Below are 21,591 nucleotides of genomic sequence, written 5' to 3' on the forward strand. Positions count from 1 at the left end.
TTAGGAGAAGAGAAAATGGAGAAAATTCTTTGGGCATTAAACAAGATGCCAAAAAGCGAAGACAAGTGCCTGCCGGTTATGAGCCTTGAAAATATCAAACAGGCACGCGAGTTCCACAAGAGCTTCCCGCAGTATTCCATCACCCCGCTTGCGAAGCTGGACGGTATGGCTGAGGGCCTTGGCCTTGGCGGTCTGTTTGTAAAAGACGAGAGCTATCGTTTTGGTCTCAACGCATTTAAGGTGCTTGGCGGTTCTTTCGCAATGGCACGCTACATCGCAAGTGAGATGGGACGCGACGTGTCCGAGATGACATATGATTATCTGACCAGTGAGAAATTCCGTGAGGAGTTCGGTCAGGCAACTTTCTTCACCGCTACTGACGGTAACCATGGCAGAGGTGTTGCATGGGCAGCAAACAAGCTGGGCCAGAAGGCTGTTGTACATATGCCGAAGGGCAGCACCAAGACTCGTTTTGACAACATCGCAAAAGAGGGCGCAAAGGTTACCATCGAGGAAGTAAACTACGATGACTGCGTACGTATGGCAGCAGCTGAGGCTGAGGCAACCCCGCATGGCGTTGTTGTTCAGGATACTGCATGGGAAGGCTACGAGGAAATTCCGGCATGGATCATGCAGGGCTACGGAAGCATGGCTGGTGAGGCTGCTGAGCAGCTGCGCGAGGTTTCTGTAAACCGCCCGACCCACGTATTCGTTCAGGCTGGTGTGGGAAGCCTTGCAGGCGCAGTAGTTGGTTATTTCACCAACCTGTACCCGGAGAATCCGCCGAAATTCGTTGTTATGGAAGCTGGCGCTGCGGCCTGCCTGTATAAGGGCGCTGTTGCGGGAGACGGTGATCCGCGTATCGTCGGTGGTGATCTTCAGACTATCATGGCCGGACTTGCATGCGGCGAGCCGAACATCATTGGCTGGGATATCTTAAGAAACCATGTATCCGCATTCGTTTCCTGCCCGGACTGGGTAGCAGCAAAGGGTATGAGAATGCTGGCAGCTCCGGTTAAGGGCGATCCGAAGGTAATTTCCGGTGAGTCCGGAGCAGTTGGTATGGGCGTGATTTCCACCATCATGGAGGATGATGAATACAAAGAGCTGCGTGACGCTTTAGAGCTGAACCGCGACAGTAAGGTTCTGATGTTCTCCACCGAGGGTGATACCGATCCGGACAAGTACAAAAAGATTGTCTGGGGCGGCGAGTATCCGACCGTATAATCCAAAGAAATCACTTCATTACGAACTACAAACAAGAACATATATAATCCAGGAGGGTAAAACAATGGGACTTGATTTTGAAAAGATCAAACAGGCAGCAGAGGGTTATCGCGCAGATATGACTGCGTTCTTAAGAGCAATGATCTCTCATCCGAGCGAGAGCTGCGAGGAGAAAGAGGTAGTAGCATGCATCAAAGCTGAGATGGAGAAGTTAAACTTCGATAAAGTAGAGGTTGACGGTCTTGGCAACGTGATCGGATGGATGGGCGAAGGCGACAAGATCATCGCAATCGACTCTCACATCGATACCGTTGGTATCGGTAACATCAACAACTGGGAAGCTGATCCGTACGAAGGCTATGAGACCGATGAGATCATCTACGGCCGCGGCGGTTCCGACCAGGAAGGCGGTATGGCAAGTGCTGTTTACGGCGCAAAGATCATGAAGGATTTAAACCTCATTCCGGAGGGCTACAAGATCATGATCGTTGGTTCCGTACAGGAAGAGGACTGCGACGGTATGTGCTGGCAGTACATCTACAACAAAGATAAAATCGTTCCGGAGTTCGTAATCTCTACCGAGCCGACCGATGGCGGTATCTACCGTGGACATCGCGGACGTATGGAGATCCGTGTAGACGTGAAGGGCGTTTCCTGCCATGGTTCCGCACCGGAGCGTGGTTCTAACGCAATCTACAAGATGGCTGATATCATTGCTGACGTTCGTTCCCTGAACAACAACGGCTGTGACGAAGACACCGATATCAAGGGCCTTGTTAAGATGCTCAGCCCGAAATACAATCCGGAGCACTACGAGGACGCTCAGTTCCTTGGAAGAGGTACCTGCACCGTTTCCCAGATTTTCTACACCTCTCCGAGCCGCTGTGCAGTAGCAGACAGCTGTGCAATCTCCATCGACCGTCGTATGACCGCAGGTGAGACCTGGGATTCCTGTCTGGATGAGATCCGTCAGCTGCCGAGCGTTCAGAAGTATGGCGATGACGTTAAGGTTTCCATGTATATGTATGACCGTCCGTCATGGACCGGTGAAGTATACGAGACCGAGTGCTACTTCCCGACATGGATCAACAAAGAGAATGCAGCTCATGTACAGGCTCTGTACGATGCACACGTAGCTCTGTTCGGCGATCATCGTATGGGACCGGACTCCACCAAAGAGCTTCGTAACCGTCCGCTGATCGATAAGTGGACCTTCTCCACCAACGGTGTTGCTATCCAGGGCCGTTACGGTATTCCGTGCGTAGGCTTTGGCCCGGGTGCTGAGAGCCAGGCTCACGCTCCGAACGAGATCACCTACAAAGATGACCTTGTAAGATGCGCAGCTATGTATGTAGCAGCAGCAAATCTGTACGATGGTTCCAAGAAGACCGATGATATTTCCCAGTTCCGTGCAGGCAAGACCAACAACGACATCAAATAATCATCAGACAATATTTCAGTAGCCGGCAGATCAGTGCGGTGAGCGCTGGTCTGCATCAAAAATAATAATTTCTTATATGAAAGAAGGAGATCAACATGGATAAAGTATTACAGGGTTACATTGACAAACTGAACAAACTGAACTTCAAAGATATGTACGAGGGCGATTTCTTCCTGACCTGGGAGAAGACCGATGATGAGATCGAGGCTGTTTTCACCGTTGCTGACGCTCTGCGTTACATGAGAGAGCATAACATCTCCACCAAGGTGTTTGAGTCCGGCCTGGGCATCTCCCTGTTCCGTGATAACTCTACCCGTACCCGTTTCTCTTTTGCATCTGCTTGTAACCTGCTTGGTCTTGAGGTTCAGGATCTTGACGAGGGCAAGAGCCAGATCGCTCATGGTGAGACCGTTCGTGAGACCGCTAACATGATTTCCTTCATGGCTGACGTTATCGGTATCCGCGATGATATGTACATCGGCAAGGGCAACAAATACATGCATGACGTAGTAGACGCTGTAACCGAGGGACATAAGGACGGCGTTCTGGAGCAGAAACCTACCCTGGTTAACTTACAGTGCGATATCGACCATCCGACCCAGTGTATGGCTGATATGCTTCACATCATCAACACCTTCGGCGGCGTTGAGAACTTAAAGGGCAAGAAGGTAGCTATGACCTGGGCTTACTCTCCGAGCTACGGCAAACCGCTTTCCGTACCGCAGGGCGTTATCGGCCTGATGACCAGATTCGGTATGGACGTTGTTCTGGCACATCCGGAAGGATACGAGGTAATGCCGGAGGTTGAGGAAGTTGCACGTAAGAACGCTGAGAAGACCGGCGGCAGCTTCACCAAGACCAATTCCATGGCAGAGGCATTCAAGGATGCTGATATCGTATATCCGAAGAGCTGGGCTCCGTTCGCAGCTATGGAGAAGAGAACCAACCTGTACGCTGAGGGCGATACCGACGGTATCAAGGCTCTGGAGAAAGAACTGCTTGCTCAGAACGCAGAGCACAAAGACTGGTGCTGCACCGAAGAGTTAATGTCCACCACCAAGGATGGCAAGGCTCTGTACCTGCACTGCTTACCGGCTGATATCAACGATGTATCCTGCAAGGACGGCGAGGTTGAGGCTTCCGTATTCGATCGTTATCGTACTCCTCTGTACAAAGAGGCTAGCTACAAGCCGTACATCATCGCAGCTATGATCCTGCTTGCAAAACAGCAGTGCCCGCAGGAGACTCTGGCTAAGCTGGCTGAGAAAGCAACCGAGAGACATATGGCATAATTTGCCTGTTGTCAGAATAATCTGGTAAATTGGGAAATCCCTTTTTATACAACAACCTGCTCAACAAAAGCGGTGGCAGTCCTTAAACGGACTGCCATCACTGCTTCAAAAAGAAAAATGAAAATAGTCCGCGGGGGAAAATCGCAGATCCGGTTTGCACAAGGTGCGAGCAGCAGCGAAAGGCGGACATAGGAGATATTGTTATGGGAAAAAGAATTGTAATCGCCCTTGGCGGTAATGCATTGGGAAATAATCTGCCGGAGCAGATGATCGCGGTGAAGAAAACTGCTTCCGCAATCGTAGATCTGATCGAGGCAGGCAACGAAGTTGTAATCGCACACGGAAATGGACCGCAGGTAGGCATGATCCAGAACGCAATGTCTGAGCTGACCCGTTCCAATCCGGAAAAATACATTCCGTGTCCGCTGTCTGTATGCGTGGCTATGAGTCAGGGCTACATCGGATACGATCTGCAGAATGCGCTGCGTGAGGAAATGCTGGATCGCGGTATTAATACCGGATGCACCACCATTCTGACACAGGTAGAGGTAGATGCGAATGATCCTGCTTTCGAAAATCCGACAAAGCCGATCGGCGCATTTATGACAAAGGAAGAGGCAGACAAGCTGGTCAAAGAGAAAGGATATAAGGTTGTTGAGGACGCAGGACGTGGTTACCGCCGTGTTGTTGCTTCTCCGAAGCCGAAGTCCATCATCGAGATCGACACCATCCGCAGCCTGGTCGAGAATGATTATGTCGTTGTTGCATGTGGCGGCGGCGGTATCCCGGTATTCGTAAGCGGAGGCCATCACTTAAAGGGGGCTGCAGCAGTAATCGATAAAGATTTCGCAGCAGAGAAGCTGGCAGAACAGTTAAACGCAGACTGCCTGATCATTTTAACCGCAGTCGAGAAGGTTGCAGTTCACTTCGGAAAACCGGATCAGGAGTGGCTGTCTGAGCTTACCCCGGAAACGGCACAGAAGTACATCGAGGCTGGCGAGTTCGCACCTGGATCCATGCTTCCGAAGGTACAGGCAGCAGTTGCTTTCGCAGAGTCCGCACCGGGCCGTGAGTCCTTAATTACCCTGCTTGAGAAAGCAAAAGATGGTATCAACGGATTAACCGGTACCAGAATTCATCAGTAAGCGAATATTGAAAATAAGATAAGCGCAGGAAAACGGCTTGGCTGTTTTCCTGCGCTTAAAGCCATATATAGGAGAAGTTTAAACGATGAAAAAAATAATTAAAAACGGAATGCTCTGCACCGAGAGTGGTGTATATGAAGCCGATCTTCTGCTGGAAGAAGGCGTGATCCGTGAGATCGGAACCGATCTTCAGGATTCCGGGGCCGAAGTAGTAGACGCGAAAGGAAAGTATGTACTTCCGGGCGCTGTGGATATCCACACGCACATGGATCTGGATGTAGGAATTGCCCGTGTCATCGATGATTTCTATACCGGAACCATTGCGGCAGCCTGTGGCGGAACCACATCCATTGTAGATCATATGGCCTTCGGTCCGCAGAACTGCAGTCTGTGGCACCAGGTAAAGGAATACCACAGACTGGCCGATGGAAATGCAGTAGTCGACTATGGATTCCACGGTGTATTCCAGCATGTGAACCCACAGGTCCTGGAAGAAATGGGAGAGATTGCAAAGGAAGAGGGGATCACCAGCTTTAAGGTATATATGACCTACGGCTACGGCCTTGGAGACAGTGATCTGATGCAGATCCTGACCCGGGCAAAGCAGGATGGCATCCTCATTGCGTCCCACTGCGAGAACGACGGCATCGTCAATTACTGGCGGGAAAAATTTGTCAAAGAGGGACATACCCAGGCAAAGTATCATCCGATCAGCCGTCCGGCAGCGGCAGAGGCAGAGGCAGTGAACCGTTTCCTGTATCTGGCCGAGTCCGCAGGAGAGGCACCGGTTTATGTGGTACATTTATCCAGTAAGCAGGGCCTGATGGAGGTACGCCGCGCGAAACGCCGTGGTCAGAAGCATTTTGGCGTGGAGACCTGCCCGCAGTACCTGTTTATGACAGATGACCGTTACGCAGACGATCAGGAGGGCTTAAAGGCCATTATGGCACCGCCGCTTCGAAAGAAGGATGATAACGAAGCACTCTGGCAGGCCCTGGAGAACGGAGAGCTGGATGCAGTCGCAACCGATCATTGTCCATTCACCTTTGCAAAGCAGAAACAGCAGGGCGCGAAAGACTTTACCCAGTGCCCGAGCGGAGCGCCGGGCGTGGAGGAGCGCCTGCCGCTTATGTTCTCTGAGGCGGTGAAGGGAGAGCATCTGACCATTCCGCAGGTGGTACATTACCTGTGCACAAACCCGGCAAAGATTGCCGGACTGTATCCGAAGAAGGGAACAATCCAGACCGGTTCCGATGCAGACCTGGTACTCATCGATCCGAAGAAGGAATGGACTATCACCACAGATAAGATGCACGGAAACGCAGATTATACCTGCTACGAGGGCACGAAGGTGACAGGCGCGATCGAGAAGGTATTTCTGCGTGGAAGAGAGATCGTTACGGATGGAAATTTTGTGGGAACACGCGGCGAGGGCCAGTATTTAAAACGAGGAAAGAGCTCTTTGGCAGAGTAATATGAAATTGGAGTCAGACTCCGGCAGCGGCAGATGGCCTGGCAGACAGAACAGAAAGCGGGCCGGGGATGAAAGAAAGGAAGCAAAAGAACATGCAGAATACGGATGCAGTGGCATGGACAAAGAAATTAGTTGGCATCGAGAGCACAAATCCGGGCAAAGAAGAGTATGAGATTGCCGGATTTCTGGAGCAGGAAATCCGGGCAGTGCTCCCGGAGCGCGGCGAACTGAAAAAAGATTATACCAGGGAGGGACGTCCGGTCCTGCTGGCAGTCCTTCCGGGTGAGACAAAGGAAGAAATGGTATTGATCTGTCATATGGATACCGTTCCGGTTGCCGGAGGCTGGACGAAGAATCCTCTGGGCGAGGACGGGGAGAACGGCCGATTTTTCGGCCGCGGTTCCTGCGACATGAAATCCGGTCTGGCCTGCGCACTGTGTGCGTTTCTGGAAGCTGCGGCACAGATGAAGGAAACCGGCAAGACTCCGAAACGTACCTTAAAGTGGATCGGGACCTGTGATGAAGAGGGAGATATGACCGGCGCGGAACGAGTGATCGAGCTTGGCTGGGTCACAAAAGACAGCCTGGTGATGGATACGGAGCCGACCGACGGAGAAATCCAGACTGCCCATAAGGGACGCTATTGGTTTGAGGTGACTATGCACGGAAAGGCAGCTCACGCCAGCCGCCCGGAGCAGGGCATGGATGCCATTGCCGGCATGGCTTATATGCTGGCATCTGCCCGCAATCGTGTGAAAGAGTTGAAGGAAGATGCGTTTCTTGGTAAGTCTACCATTGTCTTTGGTGAGATCCAGGGGGGTGTCCATCCGTACCAGGTTCCGGCAGAGTGCAAAGTATCAGTGGATATGCGCGTGGTACCGCCATATCATATCGAAGATGTGAAGACACTGCTGGAAGCTGCAGCAGAAGACGCGGCAAAGGAAATTCCGGGTCTGAAAGCAGAAATCCGGATCACAGGAAACCGTCCGCCTATCGCACACCACGAGGATGCTGAGATGCTCTCCCGTATCAGGACAGCTGTTGAGCAGGAAACTGGAAAAGTACCGGTGGTTTCCGCATTTCCGGGCTACACTGATACGGCCGTGATTGCCGGAACTACCGGAAACTGTAACTGTCTTTCTTATGGACCGGGTACCCTGGCCATGGCCCACAAAGCGGATGAGTACGTGGATGAGGCAGATATCCGCCGATGTCAGAAGGTATATGAGACCCTGCTAAAAGAATGGCTGTGGATGTAATTTACGGATTTAACAGTTGGACGGAACAGATCTGTCTGTGCTATGATAAGAAAGGCTGGATTTCAGGAAAGGAGAAATTATGGCAGGAGGTTTATTTTGCAGCAGCGGCGGCTGCACGGCGAAGCTGGGCCCGGATATTCTGGAACGGGTCTTAAGCCGGATTGAGCGCGGTGCGGCCGACCCGAATCTGCTGGTGGGCTTTGACAGCAGTGACGATGCGGCAGTCTATCGTGTCAGTGATGAGGTGGCTGTGGTGCAGACGCTGGATTTCTTTCCGCCGATGCTGGAGGATCCCTATGTGTTTGGCCAGATTGCGGCAACAAATGCGCTGAGTGATGTGTATGCCATGGGAGGAGAGGTCATCAGTGCATTGAATATTGTGTGTTTTCCGCAGGATGAAGATCTGAATGTTCTCGGTGAAATCATGCGGGGCGGTTCGGAAAAGGTGGTGGAGGCCGGAGCTGTACTTTGCGGCGGTCATTCCATCAACGATAAGGATGTGAAGTACGGACTTTCCGTAAACGGTGTTGTGCATCCGGACCGGATCTACAAAAATAACGGCGGCCAGGCAGGAGATGTGCTGATCCTGACCAAAAAGCTCGGGGTCGGCATCATGAACACTGCAAACCGGGTGGGAGCGGCTTCCAAAGAGGCAATGGCAGAAGCCATCACATCCATGACTACGTTGAACAAGTATGCGGCGGCTATCTCAAAAAAGTATACGGTGCATGCCTGTACTGATGTGACCGGATTCAGCTTTCTGGGACATCTGCATGAAATGCTGGATAAGCGCCTCTGGGCGGTGGTGGATACCCTGAGTATGCCATATATCAAGGAAGCCTATACCCATGCGGAGAATTTTATGATCACGGCGGCCGGACAGCGCAACCGCAACCACGTTGGAACATTTGTTGATTTTAAGGGTATTCCGTTCTCACTTGAGGAGATTTTATTTGATCCGCAGACCTCGGGAGGGCTGCTTTTTGCAGTGCCCCAGGAGGAAGGCAAAGCGTTCCGGCAGGAATTAAAAGAGGCCGGACTTCCGGCCCAGATCGTGGGACGGCTCATAAAACAAGGGGATGCCGGATTTCAGAAGGAAATCACTGTGCTGTAAAAATGTAAATGGATCAGGAAAGAGAGGAAACTGGTATGATAACAGTAGATGCAAGGGGCGAAATCTGCCCGATTCCGTTAATCAAGGCAAAAGAGGCAATCAAGAACTTAAACGGAGCCGGAACTGTAGAGGTTTTCGTTGATAACGAGATCGCAGTCCAGAACCTGAAGAAGATGGCGGTTCAGATGGGCTACGGCGTGGAGGCCTCCAAAGAGGAAGAAAAGACCTGGAAGGTGGTTCTTCATGTGAGCGGACAGGAAAAATCAGCAGAGGAGATCCCTGCAGACCAGTGCCTGGTTCCGGCAAAGAAAAAAACGGTGGTTGCTGTTACAGCAGATCATATGGGAGATGGCAACGAGGAGCTTGGCAAGGTTCTGATCAAAGGCTTCTTATTTGCCCAGACCCAGCTGGAAACTCTGCCGGATACCATTTTATTCTACAATGGCGGCGCAAAGCTGACCTGTGAGGGTTCTGACTCCATCGAGGATTTAAAGAAGCTGGAAGAGGCCGGTGTGCAGATCCTGACCTGCGGTACCTGCTTAAATTACTACGGACTGACTGAGAAATTAAAAGTCGGCGGTGTTACCAATATGTATGTGATCGCACAGACCATGGCTGAAGCAGACCTGGTTGTGCGGCCATGATTTATCTGGACAATGCGGCCACCTCTCTGCATAAGCCTAAGACAGTTGCCGATGCCGTTTATCAGACTCTGGTTTCCGGGAGCGTAGGCAACGCGGCACGGGGAAGCAATGAGGCGTCCCTGCAGGCATTGCGTCTGGCTGTAGAGACCAGGAGCTGCCTGGGAGAACTGTTTGGCTATCCGCATCCGAACCAGGTGGCATTTTCCATGAATGCCACCGACAGCCTGAATATGGCAATTGAGGGACTGCTTGAGCCGGGAGACCATGTGATCACTACCCAGATGGAGCATAATTCCGTGCTGCGTCCTTTGTATCGGAAGGAAAAAGAAGGGATAGACCTGACCATCATCCCCTGTGATGAAAAGGGGAGAATGTGTCTGGATGTTCTGGCAGCCAGTATCCGGCCGGATACCAAAGCGCTGGTCTGTACCCATGCGTCAAATCTGACCGGCAATGTCAATGATCTGGAAAAACTGGGGGCTTTGTGCCGGGAAAACGGCACGTTGTTTCTGGTAGATGCGGCGCAGTCAGCAGGTCTTCTGCCAATTGATATGGAACAGATGCACATCGATGTGCTGTGTTTTTCCGGGCATAAAGGCCTTCTGGGACCGCAGGGCATGGGCGGCATCTGCGTGCGTGAAGGTGTGAAGATAAAGCCATTTCGTGTTGGAGGAACCGGAATCCGCACCTTTGATCGAGAACAGCCTGATGAGATGCCAACCCTGTTAGAGGCCGGAACCTTAAATATGCCCGGAATCGCAGGACTCCGGGCCGGGGTGGAATACATTCTGGACAAAGGAACCGATGCGATCTGGCGGCAGGCAGACGCATATGCGAGCGCATTTTATGAAGGCGTAAAGAATTTACCGGGAGTCCGCTTATATGGTGACTTTGACGCGGCGGTCCGGACACCTGTGGTGACACTGAATCTGAAGGATTATGACTCCGCTGCCGTCGGTGACGAGCTGATGCAGCGGTTTGATATTGCGGTCCGCTCAGGAGGCCACTGCGCGCCGCTGATGCATCATGCACTTGGAACAGGAACGCAGGGAGCTGTGCGCTTCAGCTTTTCTCATTTTAATACCATGGAAGAAGTGCAGGAGGCTGTAAAAGCTATGCGGATCCTGGCCTGGGAGGGATAAGATGCTGAAAAAAGAACTTCGCCTGATCATCACATTCCGGGATACGGTCATGGCCATCCGTATGGAGAAGGCCATGAAGGAAGCCGGGCTTCCGGGCCGGATCATCCCACTTCCAGGTGCCATCTCCGCAGGCTGCGGACTATGCTTTATGGCACCGGTAGAGACGAGAAAAGTGCTGGAACAGGAAATGAAAAGGCAGGATATAATATGGGAACTGATCACAGAGATCATGCTGTAAAAATTGCCGCGGTGCTGCTTGCGGCGCTGCTCTCAGGCGGCTGCAGTCATGCTTCGTATGAGAAGATCACAGCTGCGGAGACGGTCGCGGAAACTGCGTCAGATATTGTGCTGGAGACGGAATCTGAAACAGAATTCAAAACAGGATCTGAAACAGGATCTGAAACAGAACCTGAAACAGACCGGTTAGAAGAAAACCCTGAAGCTTCTGATTCTGTGGAGCCGGCAGACGGTTCCATGACCATCCTGTTTTCCGGCGATGTACTTCTGTCTGACCATATTTTAAACGCGTACAGCCGGGCGGGCGGAATCTCAGGAGTGCTGGATCAGGGGTATTTGAGCGCAATCCAGTCTGCTGATTATTTTGCAGTCAACGAGGAATTTCCGTTCAGCAGCCGCGGCACCCAGGCACCGGACAAGCAATATACGTTCCGGCTGGCACCGGAAAAAGTTTCCCTGTTCAAAGAGATGGGGATTGATGCGGTGACGCTGGCGAACAACCATGCGCTGGATTATGGAACGGATGCACTGTTGGATACCTGTGAAATCCTGGACCAGGCAGGTATTTTGCATACCGGAGCCGGAAAAGATCTGGATACGGCGAAACAGCCGGTCCTGTTTGAGAAAAACGGACAGCGGGTGGCGCTGATCGGGGCAACCCGTGTGATCCCGAAGGCAGACTGGGCGGCCACAAAGGGCCATCCCGGAATGCTTTCTTCTTATGAGGTTTCGGTGGAGCCGCTGCTTGCACAGATTGCGGAGTGCCATGCCTCAGGAGATAAGGTTGTGGTTCTGATCCACTGGGGGATTGAGCGCGATGAGATGCCCCAGGAGTATCAGAGGGCACTGGCCAGACGTTATATCGATGCAGGAGCAGATCTGGTCATCGGAAGCCATCCGCATGTGCTGCAGGGCATCGAGTATTATAAAGGAAAGCCGATCTTTTACAGCCTGGGCAATTTTGTCTTTGGAAGCTCGATTCCGAAGACCATGCTGGTACAGGCTGCATTTACCGGAGAAAGTCTGTCATTACAGCTGATTCCGGGAACTTCATCCGGCGGTTATACCCGCATGCTGACTGATACAGAATCAAAAACACAGTTTTATCAGTATTTGGAGGGGATTTCTTTTGGAGTCTCTGTGGGAGAAGACGGTATCGTCAGTCCGCAGCCCTGAGTTACGCCCCGTTCTTTGAAGCGCCTGGTGAGCGAGTTGAGCACCAGGCGCTTATTTGCGCTCCAGAGCGGCGCGATCAGCAGAGCTTTCGGCCCGTCTCCGGTGATGCGGTGAATGACCAGCTCCGGCGGAAGCAGGGACACACAGTCGATGACCAGATCAAGATATTCCTCCATGGTCATGACAGGAAAAGGATGCTGTTCATAAACCGTTGCCAGATCCGTGCCTTTTAAGACATGGAGCAGCTGCAGCTTGATGCCCTGGATATCCTGCTTTGCCAGATAGCGCACGGTCTCTAACATCTTCTCACGGTTTTCGCCGGGGAGTCCCAGGATCACGTGGACAATGGTGTCCAGCCTTCGCGCACGAAGCCGGGATAATGCGTCGGTGAAGGTGGAGAGCGGATAGCCGCGGCGGATAAAGACGGCGGTATCCTCATGGATGGTCTGCAGTCCCAGCTCAAGCCAGACCGGCTTTTCCCGGTTTATGCGGGCACACAGATCCAGCACCTCGTCCGGCAGACAGTCCGGCCTTGTGCCGATGGACAGTGCTACAATCTTGGGGTGACGGATGGCGGCGGTAAACAGTGCTTCCAGGTAAGAGAGCGGTGCGTAGGTGTTGGTATAGGACTGGAAGTAGGCAATGTAGGCATCCGGTGCGGAACCCATTTTGCGTTTGACACGGGAGATAGCTTCTTCAATCTGCTCATGGACCGCGGTGGTAATCAGGGATGCCTCGTTTTGAGCAGAACAGTCGGTTTTTAGATTCAGTGATACCGCAAAATCTCCGGAACCGCCCTCACTGCAGAAGATACAGCCGCGTGTTCCAAGTGTTCCGTCACGATTTGGACAGGTCATGTGCCCATCTAGGGCAATCTTGTAGACCTTCTGTCCGAAGCGGGATTTCATCTCAAAGTTCAAGGTGTGATAGGGGCTGCCGTTCCAGTTCATGAGTGTGAGTCCTTTCGTATCCGGATATTTCCGGTTTCTTTTCCATACAGTATACCATGCAACCGTAAAAAAACACAGACACACGAAAGAATATTGTATTGTCCGAAAAACATGCGGTGTGATATACTGAAAATATGGATATAATGGAGGAGGTTATCATGAACACAGCAAAAACTTTGGAATTGCTGCAATCAGAGGCAGCATATGCCCGCATGTGTGAGTTATACGGAGCAGAAAAAGCGGAGGAGAATATCCGCCGTTATGGGGAACTGGTGAAGAAATTCCGGGAGAACTTTGGAGAGAACGATATTCTTATGTTCAGCTCACCGGGAAGAACGGAGATCAGCGGAAACCATACCGATCATAATCATGGCAAGGTACTGGCAGGAAGCATTAACCTGGATTGTGTGGGAATTGCCGCCAGGAATGAATCCAGCAGGGTAAATATCATCAGTGAGACCTTCCAGCAGAAATTTACTATTGATTTAAACGATCTTCAGCCGAGTGACAAGAAGGCTGGAACCGTAGATCTGGTGAAGGGACTGCTGAAGGGATTTCAGGAATCCGGCTATGAAGTTGGCGGTTTCGATGCTTATATCACCAGCAATGTCATCAGCTCTGCCGGTGTAAGTTCTTCTGCATCCTTTGAGATGCTGCTGTGTTCCATGTTAAACCGGTTCTTCAATGACGGACGCATGGATACCGTTGCTTATGCCCATATCGGAAAATATGCAGAGAATATGTACTGGGACAAGGCTTCCGGCCTTCTGGATCAGATGGCCTGCGCGGTAGGCGGACTTATTACCATTGATTTCCTGGAACCGGCTGCTCCAAAGGTAGAGAAGATTGACTTTGACTTTGCTTCCCGGAATCACAGCCTCATCATCGTGCAGACCGGAAAAGGTCATGCAGACTTAAGTGCGGATTATTCTTCTGTTCCGAATGAGATGAAGAAGGTAGCACAGTTTTTCGGCAAGGAGGTCTGCGCTGAGGTAACGGAGCAGCAGGTCATCGACAATATCCAGGAGGTACGTGCCTTTGCGGGAGACCGTTCCGTGATGCGTGCCCTGCATTTCTTTGAGGAGAACAAGCGGGTCGAGGCAGAGGTTGCAGCTTTAAAAGAGGGACGATTCGAAGATTTTCTGGCCAATATCACGGCATCCGGAAATTCTTCGTGGAAATGGCTGCAGAACTGTTATACCACAGCCAGCGTGCAGGAACAGGGAATTTCCATTGCCCTGGCACTTACAGAGCTGTTCATTGCGGAAAAACAGCGTGGTGCATGCCGTATTCACGGAGGAGGATTTGCTGGCGTGATCATGGCCATGTTGCCAAATAACATCGTGGATGAGTATATTGACTATATCGAGCATGCCATGGGAGCAGGAAGTGCGTACCGGATGAGCATCCGGCCCTACGGCGCAGTATGCGTGAATGACATTATCTAAAACTTTCTTTTTTCGTCAATCTGTGATATGATGGCGGGCGGTAGTGATACCGCCCGTTTTTTGTATGATAGGAAATTGCGTCCTATCATACAAAAACGCTCCGCGAGGATGCGCACTCGGCGCAAAGGCAGATGGTTGCCGAAGCAACCGCGCCTCGGCGCGAGAATGTGCCAAGGCACATTCTTTTTTTATTATATTGAGGTATCACTCTGGACGGAAAAGAGGTTTAAGACAGAATTATGAAGCATTACAAAAAGATGATGCTCCTGATCTACGGGGCTTTGCTCTTGATCTGCATTGGAATCGTGTGGCTTCTTGGAGCGCTGAACCGGCAGGGCAATACCGGAAATAACCGGGAATCTACGGTTCAGGAGGACACCTCTCAGGCAGGCGAAACCCAGAATAAAAATGGAGCATCCGGAACCGAGAATGGAGCCGGTTTGGATGAGACCGGTAATGGCCTGGATGAATCAGAAGAGTATGAGGCAGAGCATAACACAAAAGAAACAGAGATAGAAGAGAAGCCTTATGAGCCGCCGACTCTGATGCTGGCTTCTGATCTTCATTATATGAGCAGCACCACCCACGATGACGGAAAAGCTTTCCGGAGCATGGTGGAGCACGATGACGGCAAGCTTGACCAGTACAGTGACGAGATGCTTGATACGCTGGTAGAAACGGCGATCGAGAATCATCCGACGGCTCTGGCCCTGACCGGGGACATCACCTTAAATGGTGAGCGGATCAACCATGAACTGCTGGCTGAGAAGCTGCAGAAGGTTCAGGATGCAGGCATTCCGGTGCTGGTGATTCCCGGCAACCATGATATCCGGAATCAAAACGCAGCCACCTATTTTGGTGAAAAACGGGAAGAGGCAGAGTATCTGGAAACGGGAGATGACTTTTATGAGATCTATCACCGGTTTGGGTATGACCAGTCTCCGAACCGGGATATGGCATCCCTGAGCTATGTGTATCCGCTGGATGCAAAGCACTGGCTTCTGATGATGGATTCCTGTATTTATGATGACGGAAATCATGTGGAAGGGCGTATCAGCGAGGCAACACTCAAATGGATGGAAGTCCATCTCCGGGTGGCAAAGGAACATGATATTCAGGTGATCGTGCTGGCTCACCACAATTTGCTCCAGGAAAGCCGCCTGTTCACAACTCAGTGTGAAATGGAGAACGGGCCGGAGGTGACGGCACTGCTGGAGGCGTATCAGGTACCGCTTTATATCAGCGGACATCTGCACGTACAGCGGATCCGGGAGCATGTAACAGGTCCGGGGCTGGAAGATGTGCAGAATGGTATCCATGAAATCGTGCTGAGTCCGTATTCCTTCCCCGGAAATCAGTACGGTATGCTGAGCTGGGACCTGGACGATACTATGACGTTTGAGACCCGGCATGCGGACGTGGCAGCATGGGCAAAGACACAGGGATCGAAAAATCCGGAATTGCTTAATTTTGCGGACTGGTCTTTACAGTATGGAAAATCTGTGATCCGGGAGCAGGTGAAGCAGACCATTACTCTGGTGCCGGATGATCTGAAGGAAAAGATGGCATCCCTGTATGCAGATCTATACTTCCCCTACTGCCTGGGTGAGGCAGTGCCATGGAGTGATGCAAAGCAGACCTCGGCCTACACTTTGTGGCAGCGCGTGGACCCGAAGGGAAAGAAGTTTAAGGAGATGCAGAGTATGGCAGAGGACAGTCGTGTGGCAAGACAGAGCTGGAACAGTGCCGGCAGTTAAAAACCGGAAAATCATACAATAATAATATTGTAATTGAGCCAGTCAGAATAGTGTTTGTTTTTCAGATGGGAACGAGTTATAGTCTCTCTGGCAGACAGGAGAGATTATGACCCGTGACTGTGATGGTATTGAACAGTTACGGATTTTTGCAGAATTTGGGGGAGAATTATGGCTACACAGCAGATTGAAGATCCGGTTAAACGTAAGATTGCGGAATACGCACTGATCACCGTGAGCATCTGGATCATGGTCGTTGGAATTTATTTTTTTAAGTTTCCGAATAACTTTTCTTTTGGCGGCGTTACGGGCTTTTCGTCCGTGGTCAGCAGACTGACCGGCATGAATGCCAGTGACTTTACGTTCATAGTGAACACAGGACTTCTGGTCATGGGCTTTTTATTTTTGGGAACCGATGTTGGCATTAAGACGGTATACGCCAGCATGCTGATGTCCTTCAGCTTAAGCGCCCTGGACCGCTTTGTTCCGTTAGCAGGAACCATTACCGACCAGCCGATGCTGGAACTGATCTTTGCAATCTTCCTTCCGGCCGTTGGATCCGCAGTTTTATTTAACATCGGAGCGTCCAGCGGTGGTACCGATATCATTGCCATGATCTTAAAGGCACATTCCAGCATGAATATCGGAACGGCACTTCTGGTGGTGGATATTACCTCTGTGGTTATGTCCTTTTTTGTATTCGGACCGACTACCGGACTGTATTCCTCGCTGGGACTGATGGCGAAGTCCCTGGTAATTGACGGTGTCATCGAGAATATCAACCTTTGTAAATGCTTTCATATCATCTGTGATGATCCGGATCCGATCTGTGATTTCATCATCCGGGAGTTAAACCGCAGTGCCACTGTTTACAAGGCACAGGGCGCTTTTTCCCATCACAGCAAGACCGTTATTATGACAACCATGAAACGCAGTCAGGCCGTGCACCTGCGCAACTACATCAAGAAAGTGGAGCCGACCGCATTCATCCTGATCTCCAACTCCAGTGAGATCATCGGCAAGGGATTTTTAAGTAATTAAATACAGCATGAAAATGAGAAGACCACAGTAGTTTCCGGAAAGAAGCCACGGTGGTTTTCTGGCATATAATAGAGAAAAGAAGAATACTGGAGGAAGGAAGATGGCAGACAACAATCCGCAGCTTCAATCCGTGGATCGGTTTCAGAAAGCATATATAGAACAGGAAAAATATCATGAGAGAAAAGTCAGAACCATAAGAGTCATGATCCTGGTGCTGTTTCTCGCCCTGTGGGAGCTCTGTACAAGACTGGATATGGTGGATGATTTTATATTCAGCTCGCCGTCCAGAGTCTTTTTTTGTTTCCGGAAGATGGTGCTGGATGGCAGCATCTTTTCCCATATCGGCATCACACTGTTCGAAACGATTGTCAGCTTTCTGATTGTTACGATAATCGGAATTTCGGCAGCAGTCCTGCTGTGGTCCAGCCGGAGTGCATCGGAAATCCTGGAGCCGTATCTGGTGATGCTAAACAGCCTTCCAAAGTCCGCTCTGGCTCCTATGCTGATCGTGTGGATGGGAAGTCATGTGCATACCATCATCGCGGCGGCGGTTTCCGTAGCTGTGTTCGGCTCAATCCTGACGCTGCAGTCCGGATTTTCCTCTATGGATCCGGATCAGATCCGGTTGATCTATACTCTTGGAGGAACGAAGAAGGATGTGCTCACAAAGGTATTATTGCCTGGCTCTGTGCCTCTGATCTTGAGCAATATGAAGGTCAATGTGGGACTGTGTCTGGTGGGGGTGATCATCGGAGAATTCCTGGCGGCAAGGAGAGGACTTGGTTATCTTATTATTTATGGCAGCCAGGTTTTTCAGCTGGACTGTGTCGTGTTATCCATCGTGCTTCTGTGCCTTTTTTCGTCCCTGTTTTATCGGATGATTGCCGGAAGGGAATGATATGGTGGGACAGAGGAAGCCCTTTATTTCTGTGAAATAAAGGGCTTCCTTTTCTCTGAGTTTGATGTTAAAATATCGGCTGACATAGTAAAAAAAGAAAAATTGTGCATAATTACAAAAAACCGTTTACATTTCATGGTTTGTATGTTAATATCATATATGTAATCGGTTTCCTAAAATGGAAGCGAAAGAGGACGTTTTAAATGAATATTAAAGAACTGGCTAAGCGTGCAGGCGTTTCTTCTGCCACAGTTTCAAGAGTGCTGAATAACTCTGGATATGTAAAAGAAGAAACACGAAAAAAGGTGCTGGAAGCGGTGGAGGAGTATCATTATGTTCCCAGTGCGATCGCGCGGAACTTAAGTATTAATGACAATCCGAGTATTGGCGTGATCATTCCGGATATTGAAAATGAGTTCTTTTTTAAGGCCATCAGCGGAATCGGTGAAATTGCGGACAGCTATCACTACAACATCGTATATTTCGGAACGAATGAGACCCTAGGCAAAGAACATGAGTTTTTGAATGCAGCGATCAGCCAACGCCTGAAGGGCGTGATCATTGCGCCGGTCTCCCAGCTGGATACGGTTACAAAGGACAGTCTGCTCAAGCTGGAAGAATCCGGCATCCCGGTTGTCCTTATCGACCGAGATATCCGGGGAGCACGCTTTGATGGGGTGTTTGTTGATAATTTTGGCGGAGCGTATGACGGCGTGGAGGCACTGATCCAGAATGGCCATAAAAAGATCGCTGTGATTGCCGGACCAGGCACTTCGAAGCCCGGAAAAGAGCGACTTCAGGGATATCGGCAGGCCATGGAGGATGCAGGGATCCCCGTACGGGAAGAATATGTTGCCTATGGGGATTTCAAGAGTGAGAAAGCCTATGAGTCAACAAAGTATCTGCTTGAACAGCAGGATCCGCCGACAGCAATCTTTTCATCCAACAATGAATCAACACTCGGGTGCTTAAAATATCTGACCGAGAAAGGCATGGTGCCAGGACGGGAGATCGCACTTTTGGGGTTTGATGATATCGAAACATTGAAAGTCATTGATTACAGGCTGTCTGTGGTGGAGCGTGATGCAAGACAACAGGGAATGGAGGCTATGAAGCTTCTCATGGAATGCTTTGCAGACAGTAAGAACCGGCAGCGCGGAAAAAGGATTCTGGTTCCGTATCGGGTCATTCTGCGAGGATCAGAAAAGAGTACGGAAGAAATGTGTATGTAAGATGCACATTTTTCTTTGAAACAATATGTAACCGGTTACATACAGAAGGAGAAATATTTATTATAAAGGAGAGGGTATTATGAACTTAAATCGCATGATCGATCACACAATGTTAAAGGCAGACGCAACAAAGGAAACCATCATCCGTTACTGCAGAGAAGCGAAGGAGCATGAGTTTGCATCTGTCTGCGTAAATACCTGCTTTGTTCCGCTGGTGGCTGACGAGTTAAAGGGCAGTGAAGTAAAGACCTGCTGTGTGGTTGGTTTTCCGTTGGGAGCCATGCTGACGACAGCCAAGGCTTTTGAGGCATCTGAAGCAGTAAAAGCCGGAGCCGATGAAGTGGATATGGTTATCAATATCAGTGCACTGAAAGATAAAGATGATAACTACGTGGAAGATGATATCCGTGCAGTGGTTGAAGCATCCAAAGGCGCAGTTGTAAAAGTGATTATTGAGACATGCCTCCTTACTGATGAGGAGAAGGTTCGGGCGTGCGAATTATCTGTAAAAGCCGGAGCGGATTTTGTAAAGACTTCAACCGGATTTTCCACCGGTGGTGCTACTGTGGAAGACGTGGCATTGATGAAAAAGACCGTTGGCGAGCGTGCAAAGGTAAAGGCGAGCGGCGGTATTCGCACACCGGAGGCGGCAAAGGCTCTGGTAGAAGCAGGCGCGGACCGGATCGGTGCCGGAAATGGAATTGTGTTGCTGTAGCAGTTTGGGGATAAAAAGGAAAGAAGGAGACAGCTTATGGGGAAGAAAACAGTTGTATTTGGAAGCTTTGTTGTGGATCTGATGGGAAGAACCCCGCATCTTCCGGCAGCAGGAGAAACCGTAAAAGGAACCGTATTCAAAATGGGACCGGGAGGAAAGGGATTCAACCAGGGCGTAGCTGCTCATAAAGCCGGAGCCGATGTGACCATGGTAACAAAGCTTGGCCGGGATACTTTTGCTGATATTGCATTAAATACCATGAAGGAGCTTGGCATGAAGCAGGACCGTATCCTGTATTCAGATGATACCGAGACAGGCTGTGCGCTGATCATGGTAGATGAAAATACCAGTCAGAACGAGATTGTAGTGATTCTGGGTTCCTGCAATACGATTTCTGATGCGGAGGTAGATTCTCTGGAGGATCTGCTGGATGGCTGTGAATATATGCTGACCCAGCTGGAAACGAATGTATCTTCGGTAGAGCGCATTGTGGATATTGCCTGCAAAAAGGGTGTTAAGGTTATCTTAAATACTGCGCCGGTACAGCCGATCAGTGATGAACTTCTCAGCAAGGTTGATCTGATCACACCGAATGAGGTAGAGGCAGAAATCCTGACCGGTGTGAAGGTTGACAGTGAAGAAGCGGCAGATAAAGCAGCTGAGTGGTTTTTCGGCAAAGGAGTAAAACGAGTGCTGATTACTCTGGGGGGCAGAGGTGTTTACATCAACACCGGAGATAAAAAAGGAATTATCCCGGCTTATAAGGTTAATGCAATTGATACAACAGGTGCCGGAGATGCCTTCAATGGAGGACTTCTGGCGGCACTGGCCGAGGATAAGGATATCTGGGAGGCAGCAGATTTTGCGAATGCGCTGGCTGCATTATCTGTTCAGAAAATCGGAACGACACCATCTATGCCGGTCAGAAGTGAAATCGATGACTTTTTAAATGCACATAAAAAATAGGGGGAAGAAATTATGCTGAAAACTGGAATTTTACATCCGCAGCTGGCAAGAGTGCTCGCGGAACTGCGTCATAAGGATACACTGGTGATCGGAGATGCAGGACTTCCGATTCCGAAAGGGGTGGAGCGCATCGATCTTGGATGGAGACCGGGAGATCCTGCCTATCTGGATGTACTGGAGGAAATCTTAAAATATATTGTGGTTGAAAAAGCTACCTTTGCGGATGAGGCACTCCGTGTAACGCCAGAGTTTCATGAAAAGGCAAAGGCGCTTCTTCCGGCGGAACTTCCGGTGGAGTATATTCCGCATACAGAATTAAAAGCCAGAAGCGCAAACGCGAAAGCAATCATTCTTACGGGAGAGTTTACAGGCTATACTAATGTAATCCTTACTGCAGGCTGCGCTTATTAGTGCAAGAAACCCGAAGGAGGCGGAA

Annotated in this window: 20 protein-coding genes; 19 read left to right on the plus strand and 1 reads right to left on the minus strand. The window is 50.4% G+C overall.

Annotated elements, in window-relative coordinates; genetic code table 11:
* The first annotated feature begins 15 nt into the window (after positions 1-15).
* From dpaL to DW819_RS03580, 11 genes are all read left to right on the plus strand, one after another.
* Entirely contained in the window at positions 16-1,227 is a 1,212-nt protein-coding gene (gene dpaL, locus DW819_RS03530; protein ID WP_118732095.1) for a diaminopropionate ammonia-lyase, read from the plus strand.
* Positions 1,228-1,291: 64 nt separating this feature from the next.
* Positions 1,292-2,668, plus strand: coding sequence for a YgeY family selenium metabolism-linked hydrolase (locus tag DW819_RS03535; protein WP_118732096.1), 1,377 nt, complete (start codon positions 1,292-1,294; stop codon positions 2,666-2,668).
* 95 nt (positions 2,669-2,763) lie between these two features.
* Positions 2,764-3,960 (plus strand): knotted carbamoyltransferase YgeW, encoded by a 1,197-nt coding sequence (gene ygeW / locus DW819_RS03540; RefSeq protein WP_118732097.1) that lies wholly within the window; start codon positions 2,764-2,766, stop codon positions 3,958-3,960.
* A gap of 203 nt (positions 3,961-4,163) precedes the next feature.
* Positions 4,164-5,105, plus strand: coding sequence for a carbamate kinase (gene arcC, locus DW819_RS03545; RefSeq protein WP_118732098.1), 942 nt, complete (start codon positions 4,164-4,166; stop codon positions 5,103-5,105).
* Positions 5,106-5,190: 85 nt separating this feature from the next.
* A complete protein-coding gene (gene hydA, locus DW819_RS03550) occupies positions 5,191-6,579 on the plus strand; it encodes a dihydropyrimidinase (protein WP_118732099.1) in 1,389 nt (462 codons plus the stop codon).
* 92 nt (positions 6,580-6,671) lie between these two features.
* Positions 6,672-7,838, plus strand: a complete 1,167-nt coding sequence (locus tag DW819_RS03555; RefSeq protein ID WP_118732100.1) for a M20 family metallopeptidase — start codon at positions 6,672-6,674, stop codon at positions 7,836-7,838.
* Positions 7,839-7,917: 79 nt separating this feature from the next.
* Positions 7,918-8,952 carry a selenide, water dikinase SelD gene (selD, locus tag DW819_RS03560; protein WP_118732101.1) on the plus strand — a complete coding sequence of 345 codons (1,035 nt, stop codon included), beginning with the start codon at positions 7,918-7,920 and terminating at the stop codon, positions 8,950-8,952.
* A gap of 35 nt (positions 8,953-8,987) precedes the next feature.
* Complete coding sequence (yedF, locus tag DW819_RS03565; protein ID WP_118732171.1) at positions 8,988-9,596, plus strand: sulfurtransferase-like selenium metabolism protein YedF; 609 nt, start codon at positions 8,988-8,990, stop codon at positions 9,594-9,596.
* A complete protein-coding gene (locus DW819_RS03570; RefSeq protein WP_118732102.1) occupies positions 9,593-10,738 on the plus strand; it encodes an aminotransferase class V-fold PLP-dependent enzyme in 1,146 nt (381 codons plus the stop codon). The genes yedF and DW819_RS03570 overlap by 4 nt, the downstream gene beginning before the upstream one ends.
* A 1-nt stretch (position 10,739) precedes the next feature.
* Positions 10,740-10,976: a DUF3343 domain-containing protein gene (locus tag DW819_RS03575; protein ID WP_118732103.1), complete on the plus strand. Its 237-nt coding sequence runs from the start codon at positions 10,740-10,742 to the stop codon at positions 10,974-10,976.
* Positions 10,946-12,151 carry a CapA family protein gene (locus tag DW819_RS03580; RefSeq protein ID WP_118732104.1) on the plus strand — a complete coding sequence of 402 codons (1,206 nt, stop codon included), beginning with the start codon at positions 10,946-10,948 and terminating at the stop codon, positions 12,149-12,151. Before DW819_RS03575 ends, DW819_RS03580 begins: the two co-directional genes overlap by 31 nt.
* Here the strand turns inward: DW819_RS03580 and DW819_RS03585 are convergent.
* On the minus strand, positions 12,082-13,101 hold the full coding sequence (locus DW819_RS03585) for a TIGR01212 family radical SAM protein (RefSeq protein ID WP_118732105.1): 1,020 nt from the start codon (positions 13,099-13,101) through the stop codon (positions 12,082-12,084). The genes DW819_RS03580 and DW819_RS03585 overlap by 70 nt on opposite strands.
* 158 nt (positions 13,102-13,259) lie before the next feature.
* Between DW819_RS03585 and DW819_RS03590 the strand changes: the two genes are divergently transcribed.
* The 8 genes from DW819_RS03590 to rbsD all read left to right on the plus strand — a co-directional run bounded on the left by DW819_RS03590 (position 13,260) and on the right by rbsD (position 21,566).
* Positions 13,260-14,549: a galactokinase family protein gene (locus tag DW819_RS03590; protein WP_118732106.1), complete on the plus strand. Its 1,290-nt coding sequence runs from the start codon at positions 13,260-13,262 to the stop codon at positions 14,547-14,549.
* Positions 14,550-14,788: 239 nt separating this feature from the next.
* On the plus strand, positions 14,789-16,306 hold the full coding sequence (locus tag DW819_RS03595; protein ID WP_118732107.1) for a metallophosphoesterase: 1,518 nt from the start codon (positions 14,789-14,791) through the stop codon (positions 16,304-16,306).
* A 168-nt stretch (positions 16,307-16,474) separates the two neighbouring features.
* Entirely contained in the window at positions 16,475-17,344 is an 870-nt protein-coding gene (locus tag DW819_RS03600; RefSeq protein WP_118732108.1) for a YitT family protein, read from the plus strand.
* Positions 17,345-17,444: 100 nt separating this feature from the next.
* Positions 17,445-18,242, plus strand: a complete 798-nt coding sequence (locus DW819_RS03605; RefSeq protein WP_118732109.1) for an ABC transporter permease — start codon at positions 17,445-17,447, stop codon at positions 18,240-18,242.
* Positions 18,243-18,445: 203 nt separating this feature from the next.
* A complete protein-coding gene (locus DW819_RS03610) occupies positions 18,446-19,474 on the plus strand; it encodes a LacI family DNA-binding transcriptional regulator (protein WP_118732110.1) in 1,029 nt (342 codons plus the stop codon).
* Positions 19,475-19,553: 79 nt separating this feature from the next.
* Positions 19,554-20,189 carry a deoxyribose-phosphate aldolase gene (deoC, locus tag DW819_RS03615; RefSeq protein WP_118732111.1) on the plus strand — a complete coding sequence of 212 codons (636 nt, stop codon included), beginning with the start codon at positions 19,554-19,556 and terminating at the stop codon, positions 20,187-20,189.
* Between the two features lie 36 nt (positions 20,190-20,225).
* On the plus strand, positions 20,226-21,155 hold the full coding sequence (gene rbsK / locus DW819_RS03620; protein ID WP_118732112.1) for a ribokinase: 930 nt from the start codon (positions 20,226-20,228) through the stop codon (positions 21,153-21,155).
* 12 nt (positions 21,156-21,167) lie between these two features.
* Positions 21,168-21,566 carry a D-ribose pyranase gene (gene rbsD / locus DW819_RS03625; protein WP_118732113.1) on the plus strand — a complete coding sequence of 133 codons (399 nt, stop codon included), beginning with the start codon at positions 21,168-21,170 and terminating at the stop codon, positions 21,564-21,566.
* Positions 21,567-21,591 lie beyond the last annotated feature (25 nt).

Source organism: Clostridium sp. AM33-3, from assembly GCF_003480315.1.
Classification (GTDB): Bacteria; Bacillota; Clostridia; order Lachnospirales; family Lachnospiraceae; genus Brotaphodocola.